Genomic DNA, 13,965 nt, shown 5'->3' with positions numbered 1-13,965 from the left:
ACCGTTAAAATTATGCGAAGCTATAAAAAACCCGGAAGCATTTCTGTTCAGGAAGCGCTAAATAAAATACAAAAATATTGTGCCTGGCAAGAAAGGTGTCAATCAGATGTTATTCAAAAACTAAATGAATACGGCTTGGCAGAAAAAGATATAAATACTGTCTTAAAAAGCCTTATTCAGGAAAAATTTGTGAATGACAGCCGCTATGCAGATGCTGTTGTAAGAGGAAAGCACAACCAAAACAACTGGGGAAAAATGAAAATTATTCATTTTTTAAAACAGAAAAACATTGACGAATCCGATATAAACAAAGCTCTGAAATCTATCCCCGAAAAAGCCTATAAAAAAACATTGGAAAGTCTTGCTAAAGCAAAGTATGCATCTTTGAAGGATGAAGATTCCTATATTCGTATAATAAAAACTAAGAAATACCTTTATCAAAAAGGTTATGAAATTGATGATATCGAATCTTCACTGAATAAGATTAATCGTAAATGAAAATAAAATGGTTAAACCTCTTTGCTGCCATCTGTAAATCCGGACTATTTACTTTAGTTATTTTACTTTTTTTAAACTCTTGTAACAGTAGTAAAAGTTTACAGTTGGTGTGGAAAGGCTCATATGAAAAAGCGTTGGAGCGAACTGACAAAAAATTGGACAGAGATCCTTATCATGCTATTTCAAATTATGCCCGTGCCTGGTATTTTTATCTCGAAGCCGGGGATTTAGTGTATTTAGATTCAGCCAATTACTATCTGGACATAACTCTTGAAGTTCTTGCTCAAAATCCAAAGGAAAAAAATGAGCGTATAGGCCTCACTAAAACCCTTATTAATAAGTTAAAAAAAGAAATACATCAAAGTGCCTATTTAATTACAGACTCAATCAATAATCTTAGGGCTTGGAATGTATATTTAGAAAATTTTAGTGACACTCATTTAAAAGAATCTGCTTTCAGAAAAAGAAATCAATTAGCATATTCGGAAGCCAGAAGCAGATACAGCCTGGAAAGCTTCAGGAGTTTTTTAGAAAACTACCCCGATGCAGAACAAAGTGCTGAAGCAATTGCCAGCTATCAATACCTGCTTTTTCAAACGTATCTTGAAAACGGAAATTCAGCTAATATGAAAGATTTTTTACAACGATATCCTGAAAGTCCACATGTTGAAGAAGCACAAAAATATTATGAAAAATTTACTTTCCGGGAAGTTACTCAAAGTGGCAGTTTGGAATCTTTTGAGCAGTTTTTAACTCAATATCCTGAGAATCGATTTGCACCCTTAGCTGAAGACAGCATATACGTTAAAACTACTGCAGGAGGAAGCAAATCTGAATTAGCCGGCTTTTTAGAACGTTATCCGGATAACAGAAACAGAGACACTGCCTGGTTAGAATTATTTGAAGTCTCTACTTATACTTTTGACTTAGAAAAAATTGTCAGTTTCCGGAATCAGTATCCCGGCTTTCCTTTTATGGAAAAACTAAACCGTCGCATTGAGAAAGCCTCAAATATTCCTGTCCCTGACTTTGATGATGATTCAGACCTAATGGGTTTCAGAGATACAATTAACGACAAATGGGTCATCAAACCTAAGTTTGAAGATGTGTTACCTTTTTCAGAAGGTTTTGCTGCCGTTGCAAAAAGTCCTTGTGAAGATGATTGTTTATATGCTTTTATTGATTTGGATGGTGTATTTTTAACCGGTTTTGAATTTTCAGAGGTAGAGTCATTTAATGAAGGGCTCGCCCTCGTCGGGCAAGGAAATTGTGCAGACGATATAGATTGCCGTTACGGATTTATCAACCGGCAGGGAGAACTCATAACGCCTGTATTATTTACAGAAGCCTATCCATTTTCAGAAAATTTGGCATTGGTAAGGAGCATTTCCGGCAAATATGGCTTTATTGATAAAAAAGGCCAAAATAAAATTCCTTTTATTTTTGAAAACGCCGGTACATTCAGTGAAGGTTTGGCCGCGGCATCAAAAGGTTTGGATTGGGGATATATTGATAAAAACGGGAATTGGGTCATTGAACCAACTTTTCATAATGCCGGAGATTTTCAGGAAGGTCTTGCGGCTGTTGAAAACAAAAATAGTCGTTGGGGCTATATAAACCCTTTAGGTGAATGGGTCATCGAAGCTCAATATGGTTATGCCGGGCCATTTAGTGATGGAAAAGCAAAAGTGGGTGTGATAGAAACAAAAACCTCCGCCCAACAAACTGTCATATTGGTTGAAAAAACCATCAATAAGCAAAATGAGGTTTTAAAGTAACGGGCTTAAAATACGGGAAAAAGATTCTTTAACTTTTCTGATTGCCGGTCTTTTTTTGAATTCACTCAGTGAAATATACTTACTATCATTTAAATCCTCGTGAAAGTCTGCTTCCAGCTTTTTGGTTATTTCCTTGTCGTAAATAAGGGCATTAATTTCAAAATTCTGATCAAAACTTCTCACATCCATATTGGCTGTTCCCACTGTTGAAAAAACACTATCCACCATCATTACTTTTCCATGATTCAGGCCTTTTTCATAAAAATAAACTTTCACTCCTGACTCCAGGAGCTTTTCTACATAAGAGTGAGAGCTCCATAGATAGATACCCACATCTGAACGGGAAGGTAAAATTATACGAACATCAACGCCACTCATTGCAGCAGACTTTAAGGCTGTAACTATGCTTTCATTAGGAATAAAATAAGGCGTGGATATGTAAACATGATCTTTTGCAGTTGCAATTGCCGTAAAATATGCCTGCATAATACTTGCCCAGTCAGAATCCGGGCCACTTGCCGCTATTTGCACCAAATGATTTTCTGCAATTTCATGTTTCGGGAAGTAGATGTTTCCCTGCACTATTTTTTTACTGGAAAAAAACCAATCTGTTAAAAAGACTGCTTGCAAACTGTGCACAGCATCACCTTGAAGTTTCAAATGCGTATCTCTCCAAAACCCTATTTTAGGATGCCCTTCAGCATATCGATCTGCTATATTTACCCCTCCTACATATCCGACCTTACCATCTACCACCACAATCTTACGGTGATTTCTATAATTAATTTTACTTGCCAATAATGGAAATTTAACCGGATGAAACGGATAAACCTCTACCCCTGCTTTACGTAAGTCTCTGATGAATTTACGGCTCAACCCCCAGCTTCCAACGGCATCATAGATAAACCTTACCTGTACACCTTTCAACACTTTTCTGATTAAAACCTCTTTGATTCGATTACCTACTTTATCGTCACTATAAATGTAGTATTCCAGATGTATATGTTCCCGCGCATTTTCCATGCTTTCTATTATAGATTCAAATGTAGGCTTGCCATTATTCAAAATTTCTACATGATTATGTTTTGACAGTAATGCCTTGTTGTTATTCAGCAATAAAGTCATAATATTTTTTTTAGCCAGCACATCCGGATCATCAAAAAAGCTGTCATCAGGAAAATACTTTAACTGTACCCGGCTAAACCTTTCTAAACGTCGTAAATCTTTTAATTCCTTTCTTGAAAAGAGTTTTCGCTTTCTATAATCAATTCCAAAAAATAAATATAAAATTATACCCAGCACCGGTAATAAAAGTAAAACCAATATCCATGAGATAGTCTTAACCGGCAGTCTGTTTTCAAGAATGATTAAAACAATCATGAAAAATATGGTAATCAAATACAATATGCTTGCCAATGCAGTCAGCCAATTATATAAAGACTCCGATATGTTTAAAAAGCTTTCCATGTCAAAATTAAAATTGCCAACCGGCACCAAACTCTACAAAATCAGCTACAGCCTGATGAGACTTGAGGTAGGTTCCGATAAAAAATCCTTTAGCCGGTATATTTACATCAACAAATGGATAGTATTGCAGTCCAATTTTTGTGAAAATCTTATTTGTAAATTCATCAGATTTTAAAACATAAAAACCCAAACTCTTATAAATACCCAGCTTACCCAATAGCAGTTCATTTCCAATGATAACACTCCCAAAAATTGAGTTTAAAACAGCCTCATTACCGCTTTCAATTTCCTGCATTATCAAAAATTCTCTTTTGGCTATATCGTAAGTTGCATCTACCCCTACAAACAATCGGCTCACAGGAGAAAAGGAGTAGCCACCGGCCAGTGACGTTGTATATACCGGATATTTAGGTCCTCCGGGAAGTCCACCTTCGTGCATACCAAATCCTGCTCTCACAAAAAAGTTAAACGCATTAAATGTTTCTGTTAAAGGACTTTGTTCAGTTTGAACTTCTTGAAACTCATATTGTAAACCTGCAAAAACTACCGGGACATTAATACCAAGATTTGCTTTTTGATAATTACCATTTGAAAAATGATGATATGATACACCGCTTATTAATCGCCATTGGTTGATTAACCGCCAATTTGCAGAAAAGCTAAATGCAGTATAATTATTTAATTTTGAACCAATTACATTATTATCAAAGTTATCTACCGGATGATATTGTCTGTCTATAAATGCTAAACCGGTGGATAATGTAAAATATATATCAACAAACGAACGTCTGAGCATACAAAAGGAGACGTTCCCACTGAATCCGTATATCCTGCCAAAAACTTCTCTGTCCCCAAAATCACCGGCTATTAAGGAAATGCCTAAGCGGGGATAATTTAAATATTCATGCCAAAAGAAACTTCCGTCAGTTTGTTTTTCATAATTAAAGGAAACTAAATTTGTAGGGCCTTTAACTTCAGGTCGGAAGTACTCTCTATGTTTCAAAATTTTACCGTAATGATAGGACGCACCAATACCGTCTCCGGGCAGTTCTGTGATATCCGGTTTTTCAGCATAGCTATTGTAAGAAAAAAGCATAATCACAAAAAAACATATACAACTTAATTGTAAGTGAGGCATTATAGTTTTGTTAACGTCTATTAAAATTCTATCGAAATTAATAAAATTCGCTTCCTGTATTGTAATTTTAACATCAAAAATGGACGAAGAAACTAAATATCTGTTAAGAAAAACACTTTCTTATTTACTTCAGGGGCTTTTGTTATTGGCACCGCTGATAATAACACTCTATGTTGTAGTAGCTCTATTTAACTTTCTGGACAATGTTTCGAACAATATGCTGGAAGCAATTTTCAATGTTAGACTAAGAGGTCTTGGAATATTAATTCTGCTGGCATTTATAACCTTAATCGGCTACATTAGCTCAAATTTTCTTTTCAATACTCTTTTCAATCAATTGGAAGTGATATTAGGGAGAACTCCTTTGGTAAAGCTAATTTACACCTCCATAAAAGATTTATTAGCAGCTTTCGTTAGTGATAAAAAGAAGTTTGATAAACCGGTAATGGTGAAGTTAAATGAAGAAAATAAAATCTGGAGAATGGGTTTTTTGACACAGGAGAATATGGCAAAAGTGGGCTATCCGGAAATGGTTGGTGTTTACTTACCCCACTCTTATAATTTTTCGGGCAACTTTTATGTAGTTCATAAAGATAATGTAAAACCGCTGAACATGAGCCCGACAGATACTATGAAATTTATTGTTTCCGGTGGTGTTACCGAAACTGAAAATATAGAAAATACAGAAAAAAATGATAGTACAAAAGAAAATAAAGGGACTGATATTCATTATTAGTTTTATTTGCTGTAGCCTGTTAATAGTAAAAGATGTTTCCGGCTGGGGCTTTTGGGCACATAAACGCGTTAGTCGATTAGCTGTTTTTACATTGCCTCCCGAAATGTTAGTGTTTTTTAAACCGCATTTGGAATACGTAACTGAAAATTCCATTAACCCGGATAAAAGACGATATGCCGTCCCTGATGAAGCGCCCCGGCATTATATAGACATTGATTATTATGGTGAATATCCTTTTGATGAATTGCCCAGAGATTGGGATGATGCTGTTGAAAAATTTTCCATAGACACCATCTTAAAATACGGCACCATTCCCTGGCATATGGAAAGAGTTATGGGGTGGTTGACCTCTGCTTTCAGGGATAAAGATGAAGAAAGAATTTTAAGAATAGGAACTGATTTTAGTCATTATATAGGAGATGCTCATGTTCCCTTACACACTACACTGAATTATAACGGTCAGTTGACCAATCAAAGAGGTATTCATGGTTTTTGGGAATCCCGATTGCCGGAACTCTTTGGTGACACCTACAATTACTTTGTTGGAAGGGCTGAATACATAGAAGATGTTTCTCAATACTTTTGGGATATAATTCTGGATACGCATCTAAAAGTTGACTCCGTACTCACGATTGAAAGAGAGTTAGATAAATCATTTCCCGAGCATAGAAAATTCAGCTTTGAAACAAGAGGGCAAACAACCGTGAGGGTTTACTCTGAAGAATATTCAAAAGCTTATCATGAAGCATTAAACGGAATGGTAGAAAGACAAATGAGAAAAACAATAAAAAGTATTGGAGACCTTTGGTATACTGCCTGGGTAAATGCAGGTCAACCTGACTTGAGGGGTATTTCAACTAAAGAGCTTTCACAGGAAGAGCTGGAGCGAATTGAAGAAGAAAGAGACGCTATCCAAAGAGGTGTCCCCTATGGCAGGCCACATCCGAATACCGGCACAGAGGCACTTGACTAAATATGAAAAATATGAAAAAATTTGAATTTAAAGCAGTAGGTTTGCATTGTAATAACTGTGTAAAAAGGGTACATGCTATATTATCTGAACATTATGGAGAAAATGAAACAATGGTTCAGCTTTCACCCCCAAAAGTAACAATATCTTCTATGGAAAAGCCGCAAGTAAACGATTTAAATAAATTACTTTCTGATTATGGTGACTATCAACTTGAATCTATCTGATGGCCTCTGTTAAACGTCAGTCACTTAAGCAAAAAATCATCTTTTTAGATCGTGACGGGACTATAATTTCAGAAAATAAAGATGATTTCAGGTTGCGTTCGGCAGAGGATGTAGATTTATTTCCTAATGTTGGAGAAACCTTGCACTATCTTCAAAGTGAACTAAAGTATAAATTGGTCTTAGTCAGTAATCAGGATGGCCTGGGCTCTGAAGATTATCCTGTTGAAACTTTTGAGTTAGTTCAATCGACTTTGGAAAAAAAATTGAAACAATTTGATGTGAGTTTTGACAGCATACATATTGATAATCATTTTGCTTTTGAAAATCACCCGAACCGGAAGCCTGCCATTGGCATGTTAAAAAAGTATTTCAAAGAAAGTCCGAATTTGGATGAATGCTACGTAATAGGTGATTCTCTGGTAGACATGAAACTAAGTCAAAACCTGAAGGTGAAAGGAATTTATTTTCATGCACAAACCGATGAGCGTGACCAAATGTCAGAAAGTTTGAAAAAACAAATTGTACTTTATACAAAAAACTGGAAGAATATTTTAGATTTTTTCAAATCAAAAAACATTTGAAACCTATTGTTTATTCTTTTTTATAGATGACCTAACCTCATCCCAATCAAGGGCAATTGGCATTTCTTCAAAGTCCTCTTTAGTTTCATATTCCACTGCCATTTTTATTCTGGATTGGTTATGCGGATGAGTCATTAAAAACTCAATATTTTTGTCGAAACCACCGTACTCTCTTTCCACCCGCATAAAAAATGATGCGAGAGACTTAGGGTTGATATTGGATTTTTCCAACAACTCCAATGCAAACTCATCTGCTTCCCTTTCCATTCTTCTGTCAAAAACAGTAGAAGTAGCTGTTCGAGACACTTCACTTAGTAAAATCAAATCTCCTCCTAAAATTGAAAACAATACCGTTACGCCCATTTCTTTAATCAGTTTGGAAATTACATGCCGGTGCTCAACATGCCCCATTTCGTGAGCAAGAACGGATGCCACCTCTTCCGGGCTTTCAGCAAATTCCAAAAGACCCGTGAAGATGACAATATTTCCTCCCAAAGTAGCAAATGCGTTCACTTGCGGACTTTCTACAACATAAATCTGATAGTTGAAGTCAGTATATTCAAGTCCTTCCATTAAATGTTGATGAATCACATAAACTGCAGAATCTGCTAAACGATTTTCTGTCAAATCTACATTTGATAAAAAGGCATCCATTACTAAATCTCCCAGCTTCTCTTCATTTTCCATAGAAATTTCAATGCGTATATCAGGACTTAAAACACCTGATTTACTTACAAAGAGAAAAGCAATCCAAAGAACTGCAAATACAATAACTAAAATCAAAAAATCCCGAAAAAGCTTCATTTGAGTTATTTACATTTTTGGTGGTACATTCACCTTCTCCAGCAATCCACCTTCATCATCGGGTCTTACTTTATAAACCTGATGATATGAAAGTCGGCCAAAAAACAGAAAGTAATAAAAATAACCTTTTCTGGCTTTCACTGCGGCAATTATACTAAAGATAAAATAAAGAATATTGGCAGTAATCAACATGAGAATATACCCTTTAAAGAAATCGGTGTAATACATATTTGAATTGAAAAGAATTCTAAAGAACCAAACAACCCCTATACCATTCAAAATAGTTATTGGCATTTGTGAAACAACCGACTGAAATGAATGAAATCGTACAAAACGGCTCTTGGATTTATTGATATAATAATAGATAACGGCTGCCAGTAAATTGATGAAAGGCAATGGTAAGCCGGCTCCAATTGAAGCAAACATCATCAAATATGCGCCCATGGCATCTTCTTTTTCCCGGATATCAATTTCATCCGGCTGTGGAATAGGATGATACTTTGAAGTTTCTATCATATTAATTTTTAAGGTTTGCCTGAAAAACGAGGATATTCATCTGTTAAAAAGCCCAAATACATGCTTACACGAATGCTCCAACGAATGGTGCCCACATTAAATTCATGCAATGACTGTGGATATCTGCCCGTAAACAAAACTACCCAAAAGGCAACAAATGAAAAAATTGCAGATAGTATATTTCGGAAAAACAGTACAAAATAATGTGGAAATGCACAATAGATCGCGCCAAAAAAGGCTCTTACCAATAAATGCCCGCGACTTAATCTTTCCGGATAGGTAACATCTAATTTGGTTTCTTCTTCCTCTACATCCAGGCCAAAAGGAGGAAATCCGTCTGAAAGATGACTTAGACGAGCCTGCACACGCAAACTCCATCGAATAACTTTTACCTGAAACTCAAAAAAACTTTGGGGATAACGACCGGTAAATAAGACTACCCAAAAAGCAATAAAAGTCAATATACTACTCCAAATATTTAAGAAAAATAATATAAAATAGTGTGGAATAGCAATGTAAATGAAGCCAAAAAATGCTCTGAGCAACAATTCTCCTCTGGAATAAGATTCCTGATACTTTACATTTAAGTTCATAATGTTGGTTTAAATTAAAAATTTTGACAAGTATAACAATAATGTATAAATATTTTAATAGTCATTGAGTAATTTATCTAAAATATTATATTATGTAAATGAGATCTTAAGAGATTTTATAAAAAAAATAGGGTTGCCTTTTCCGGAGACAACCCTATAAACCGTGTATAACAAAAGATTTACATCCTCATAGTTGTATGTTCTTACGCCTTACAAAATATACAGTTTCAAATTTGCTTTGCCAATAGTTTATTATTAAAGGTGAAAAAAGAAAATCTATTTTCCTTAAGAAAAGGCTCATATGTCTCTATATCAGTTAGTTAAGGTTAAATAAACGGAAGTTTGAAAAAGGAAAATTTGTGTTTTAGAGTACTAATCTTTTCTGAACATTAGTGTCCAAATCTCTTTTTTATACTTTCTTAAATACCTTTCACCACAAGACGCATAGCTCAGAGAGATTGCATATAGGAATTCCTTGTGGATTTCTATATTTTCTATACTTGCATGCATCGAAGCTAATCAGAAGTGACGAAGTGGCAATTTCGTGATTTTAGATTAATCCACATGCATTAACGCAATGAAAAAAAATCGCATTTTATTATGCAGAAAAATCAAAAGTATGCAGATCTGAAACACAATGTTTCAACAAATCAATTGAAGCTCTTACATCATCTTTATCTGCCATTTCAATATGCTGATGAATATGTCTGGTCGGGATAGAAACAGCACCGGCTATTGTACCATGCTTAGCCATTCTTTGCATTGCAGCTGTATCTGTACCTCCACCTGTCAAAATCTCAGCCTGCCATTTAATTTTATGTTTTTTTGCGGTAGCTTTCATATAATTCACCATGCGATAATCACTAATTGCTGAAGTATCCATAATTTTAATAGCCGTGCCCTCACCCAGACTTGTGATTTTTTCATCCGGCTTTGCTCCCGGAACATCATAAGCAATAGTAGTATCCAATCCAAAAGAGAAATCAGGTTCTATGCTATGTGCCGCTACAGTTGCGCCTCTTAGTCCAACTTCCTCCTGAACGGTAAATACTCCGTAAACATCATACTCGGGATTTTTTAACTCCCTTAACATTTCAATCAATATAAAAACTGAAATTCGATTATCCAATGACTTTGAGTTAATGCAATTTCCCATTTCAATTAAATCACTAAAACGCGTAACCGGAGTGCCAATTTCAACATATTTTTCCACTTCTTTCTTTGAAAGGCCTAAATCAATAAAGTAATCTGTGATTTTTGCATTCTTCTGTCTTTCTTCGGGGCTCATAACATGTATAGGCTTACTTCCCATAACACCTATTAAATCTTTTTTCCCATGTACGATTACTCGCTGAGCTGTAAGTGTCTTGGGATCAAATCCTCCCACCGGCATAAATTTCAAAAATCCGTTGTCATCTATGTGCTTCACCATAAATCCGATTTCGTCCATATGGGCCGCTATCATCACTTTTTTACTTTGCTTACCTTTTTTTAGTGCAATTAAATTACCCATATTATCGGTATACACTTCGTCAACAAGCTTTGTAACTTCTTTCTTTACAAAATCTCTTATCTTTTTTTCATATCCGGGTATACCGGGCAATTCACATATTTCTTTTAGTAATTTAGTATTAATGCTCATAAAAAGTTTTTAATTTTAAAAATAAAGAGCAAATTTAATTTTTTTTAGCCAAAGAACCATTTAGTTAATTGTTTTTTTTAATGTAGCTTTAAAAATGAGTGAATTAAATACGGAATAAGTGTTAAAATGGAATTGCCTTTAAGAAGTTTTATTAATTAGAATGACATGAAACAAAAATATATTTTCAGAATTGCGTTAAAAAAATATTAGCGCTATTCGATCACTCCTTACAATTCATAACATTGAATATGACGAAATTGAAAAGTAAAAGATTATTGTTGATTGATGATGATGAAGATGATTTCTTTATTACAAAAAGTTATATAGATGACATCACAACCTATCAATATTCGCTGGATTGGGAGCCTGACCCTAATAAAGCGATAAAAAAAATTAAAACGTCTGATTATGACCTTTGTTTGCTGGATTTTCGATTGGGTCCGGTTAATGGACTGGAAGTTTTGGAAAAAATAAAAAAAGTTGATGACAGATTACCGGTGATAATGCTAACCGGAAAGGGTAACGCAGAAATTGACGTAAAATCTATGGAAATGGGAGCGGTAGATTTTTTAATAAAATCAAACTTGAATGCAACTTTGCTGGAAAGAAGCATGCGATATGCCATTGAGAGAAGTATACATATAGAAGCCATTAAATCAAGCCACTCCAAATACAGAGATGTTTTTCTTAACTCCGGAGACCCTATACTGATACTGAACCTTGAAGGTGAAATTATTGATTTTAACCCATCTTCAGCTGAGCTTTTTGGTAAAAAAATCAATGACATGTCCGGTCTGAAAATAAAAGAACGTTTTGTTAACATTCCTCTTTTTGAAGAAAAATTTAATGCCTGTAAAAAAGGGAAAGATACATCTCAGTTAGAAATGGAGTTAATGAATGAGGGGCAGAAACTCACTGTACTTTGCAGTATGAAACTTCAGGAAAACCAAAATACTGATGACCATATTCAAATGTTGCTAAATAATATCAGTAAAAGAAAAACTGCCGAAAAGCTAATCAGACAAGCAGAAAACTTATCTCTTACCGGCAGACTGGCACGCACTATTGCCCATGAAATCAGAAACCCACTTACCAATATTGAGCTCAGCATTGAACAGCTTAAATCTGAAGTCCCCAAAAGTGAGGAAACGGAAATGTTTTTTGGGTTAATTGAGCGTAATAGCCGCAGAATTCAGGATTTAATAACTGATTTGCTGAACTCATCTAAACCTTCCGAGCTTAAATACACTAAATGTTTGATAGAGGAATTGCTGGATGAAATGCTTTTATTTGCTGAGGACCGACTGACTCTAAACAAAATCAAATTAGTGAAGGACTTTACAGCCTGTGATGCAATGATACTGGCAGACAAAGAAAAATTAAAGATAGCCCTTCTAAATATAGTCATCAATGCCATAGAAGCTATGGAAAATGAAAAAGGTATACTAAAAATCAGTTGTAAGGAAAAGGGAGGGTATGTTTTTATTGATATAAGCGATAATGGCATAGGTATGGATCAGGATGAGCTCACCCACTTATTTGACCCTTTTTACAGCAAAAAACTAAAGGGTACAGGACTGGGACTAACGGCTGTTTATAATATTGTCACTAACCACGGAGGCACTATAGAAGTTGAAAGTGAAAAAGGGAAAGGTACCTGCTTTACTTTGTGTTTTGATAAGGAGTAGGTTTTTTCAGTTCATTTATCAGAAAAGCATGCTCATCTGTATCCAGATAATCTATGACTGTTTTCCCAAAAATATCCTTTGCATAAACATCACTTCCTTTATCAATCAGAAATCTTATCAATTCCAGGTTTTTCGTCTTTAATGCATTTTCTTTGGCATACATAAAAGGAGTTGTAAGATTGAGGTTTGTTTTGTGAAGTTCGGCACCTGCTTCAAGTAGTATTTTAACAGATTCTAAAGAGCCGTTGTAACAAGCAATAATTAAAGGTGTCCACGCATTTTTATCACTTTCATTCAAATCCTCTATAAAAGGGAGCACCCTTTCCAAGCTTGTTGTATCGTTGTTTTTTACAGCTGAAATAAGCTCATCATAATAATCTCTCACCAAATCTACATCAAAATCTATAGTTGCAATACGAATAGCTTCCATTTCGTCAGACAGCACGGTTCCGGGTTTGGCAACAGATTTTGAAGGAAGTATGTTTACTTTTCGAATAGCTTTTCCTTTGAATGTCGGCATTTGATATTCTCTAAAAGCAAAGGCATTTACTGTATTTTTAATTTGAAAGGCTGTTTGAAAGGCTTTTATTTCCTTTTGATCAAAACTGAGTGATTTACGACTGAAATAAGTGGAGTTATTTGTGTCCTGAACTTTAGGGATAAAATCTCCGGAGATAATTGCTTTAAACTGTTTTCTAATTAGTTCTACTCCGGTTTTAATATAACTGTAATACAAGTCCCGGCAAGTCATCTCCCTGCTAATGTCTATTTTTTCACTAAAGATTATATCTCCGGTGTCTATACCTGCATCTATATTATGAAAGGTAACTCCGGTTTGGTTTTTACCATGCAAAATTGGCAAGAGTGAAGTATAGCAACCCTTATATTCCGGTAATAAGGAAAAATGCAAATTGTAAATCTTATTGGTTGCAAATTTTGAAGGCGCGATTATTTTATCAAACTCAAGAGAAAGAAATATCAAATCTTTTACCGGATAAACATCCTCTAAACCAACAATCTTAACACCCTCTTTTTCTGCAAAAAAGCCAAGAGATTTTTGCCATTTATTCTTTTTATCGTCTTCCTGATTTAAAATTACTACAATATCTTCTTTATTGAAAAATTCCAATGCTATGTAAAGGCTTTCAACAGCAATATTGTTTTTCCCGGCAATACAAAGTTTCATTCCAAAGGGTAAGGTTAATTAAATTGATATGCAAACTGCTTAAATGCTTTATAATGCCAAAAATAGAGATATTTAAGCGTTTAACAAATCAAGTTTAGGTATTTGTTATTAGTTTCATCAAAATTGTAAAAGAATAAAGCG

General features: G+C 34.8%; 13 protein-coding genes and 1 pseudogene. 7 read left to right on the top strand and 7 right to left on the bottom strand.

Translation table 11 applies throughout. The features are described from left to right. Window positions 1-12 precede the first annotated feature (12 nt). Entirely contained in the window at window positions 13-498 is a 486-nt protein-coding gene (locus EA412_08740) for a RecX family transcriptional regulator (protein TVR78511.1), read from the top strand. Then, window positions 495-2,276 (top strand): hypothetical protein, encoded by a 1,782-nt coding sequence (locus EA412_08735; protein TVR78510.1) that lies wholly within the window; start codon window positions 495-497, stop codon window positions 2,274-2,276. The genes EA412_08740 and EA412_08735 overlap by 4 nt, the downstream gene beginning before the upstream one ends. Here the strand turns inward: EA412_08735 and cls are convergent. Together cls and EA412_08725 are read right to left on the bottom strand one after the other, a co-directional pair. Further along, on the bottom strand, window positions 2,268-3,743 hold the full coding sequence (gene cls / locus EA412_08730) for a cardiolipin synthase (GenBank protein TVR78566.1): 1,476 nt from the start codon (window positions 3,741-3,743) through the stop codon (window positions 2,268-2,270). The genes EA412_08735 and cls overlap by 9 nt on opposite strands. Window positions 3,744-3,750: 7 nt before the next feature. Further along, the gene (locus EA412_08725; GenBank protein ID TVR78509.1) at window positions 3,751-4,881 is read right to left on the bottom strand and encodes a hypothetical protein; all 1,131 of its coding nucleotides are present in this window, start codon (window positions 4,879-4,881) and stop codon (window positions 3,751-3,753) included. A gap of 79 nt (window positions 4,882-4,960) precedes the next feature. On the opposite strand from EA412_08725, the gene EA412_08720 reads away from it, so the two are divergent. The 4 genes and pseudogenes from EA412_08720 (at window position 4,961) to EA412_08705 (ending at window position 7,395) form a co-directional block, all read left to right on the top strand. Then, window positions 4,961-5,617 carry a DUF502 domain-containing protein gene (locus tag EA412_08720; GenBank protein TVR78508.1) on the top strand — a complete coding sequence of 219 codons (657 nt, stop codon included), beginning with the start codon at window positions 4,961-4,963 and terminating at the stop codon, window positions 5,615-5,617. Beyond that, window positions 5,574-6,518 (top strand): annotated as a pseudogene (locus EA412_08715) (hypothetical protein). Before EA412_08720 ends, EA412_08715 begins: the two are co-directional and overlap by 44 nt. Before the next feature lie 74 nt (window positions 6,519-6,592). Continuing rightward, a complete protein-coding gene (locus EA412_08710; protein ID TVR78507.1) occupies window positions 6,593-6,814 on the top strand; it encodes a hypothetical protein in 222 nt (73 codons plus the stop codon). Continuing rightward, window positions 6,814-7,395, top strand: a complete 582-nt coding sequence (locus EA412_08705) for an HAD-IIIA family hydrolase (protein ID TVR78506.1) — start codon at window positions 6,814-6,816, stop codon at window positions 7,393-7,395. Before EA412_08710 ends, EA412_08705 begins: the two co-directional genes overlap by 1 nt. Window positions 7,396-7,398: 3 nt before the next feature. Here EA412_08705 and EA412_08700 read toward each other — a convergent pair whose 3' ends face one another. From EA412_08700 to EA412_08685, 4 genes are all read right to left on the bottom strand, one after another. Beyond that, window positions 7,399-8,199 (bottom strand): hypothetical protein, encoded by an 801-nt coding sequence (locus EA412_08700; GenBank protein ID TVR78505.1) that lies wholly within the window; start codon window positions 8,197-8,199, stop codon window positions 7,399-7,401. A gap of 9 nt (window positions 8,200-8,208) precedes the next feature. Then, window positions 8,209-8,715: a DUF4870 domain-containing protein gene (locus EA412_08695; protein TVR78504.1), complete on the bottom strand. Its 507-nt coding sequence runs from the start codon at window positions 8,713-8,715 to the stop codon at window positions 8,209-8,211. Between the two features lie 8 nt (window positions 8,716-8,723). Beyond that, complete coding sequence (locus tag EA412_08690; GenBank protein ID TVR78503.1) at window positions 8,724-9,308, bottom strand: DUF4389 domain-containing protein; 585 nt, start codon at window positions 9,306-9,308, stop codon at window positions 8,724-8,726. Window positions 9,309-9,906: 598 nt separating this feature from the next. Then, window positions 9,907-10,950: a M42 family peptidase gene (locus tag EA412_08685; GenBank protein TVR78502.1), complete on the bottom strand. Its 1,044-nt coding sequence runs from the start codon at window positions 10,948-10,950 to the stop codon at window positions 9,907-9,909. A gap of 248 nt (window positions 10,951-11,198) precedes the next feature. Between EA412_08685 and EA412_08680 the strand changes: the two genes are divergently transcribed. Next, window positions 11,199-12,638 carry a response regulator gene (locus tag EA412_08680; protein ID TVR78501.1) on the top strand — a complete coding sequence of 480 codons (1,440 nt, stop codon included), beginning with the start codon at window positions 11,199-11,201 and terminating at the stop codon, window positions 12,636-12,638. On the opposite strand, the gene EA412_08675 is transcribed toward EA412_08680, so the two are convergent. Then, a complete protein-coding gene (locus EA412_08675; GenBank protein TVR78500.1) occupies window positions 12,613-13,824 on the bottom strand; it encodes a hypothetical protein in 1,212 nt (403 codons plus the stop codon). The genes EA412_08680 and EA412_08675 overlap by 26 nt on opposite strands. Window positions 13,825-13,965: the final 141 nt, after the last annotated feature.

The organism is Chitinophagaceae bacterium (assembly GCA_007695095.1).
Classification (GTDB): Bacteria; Bacteroidota; Bacteroidia; order Chitinophagales; family REEL01; genus REEL01.
Note: the sequence above shows the minus strand (reverse complement) of the source record. Positions and strands in the feature narration are given on the sequence as shown.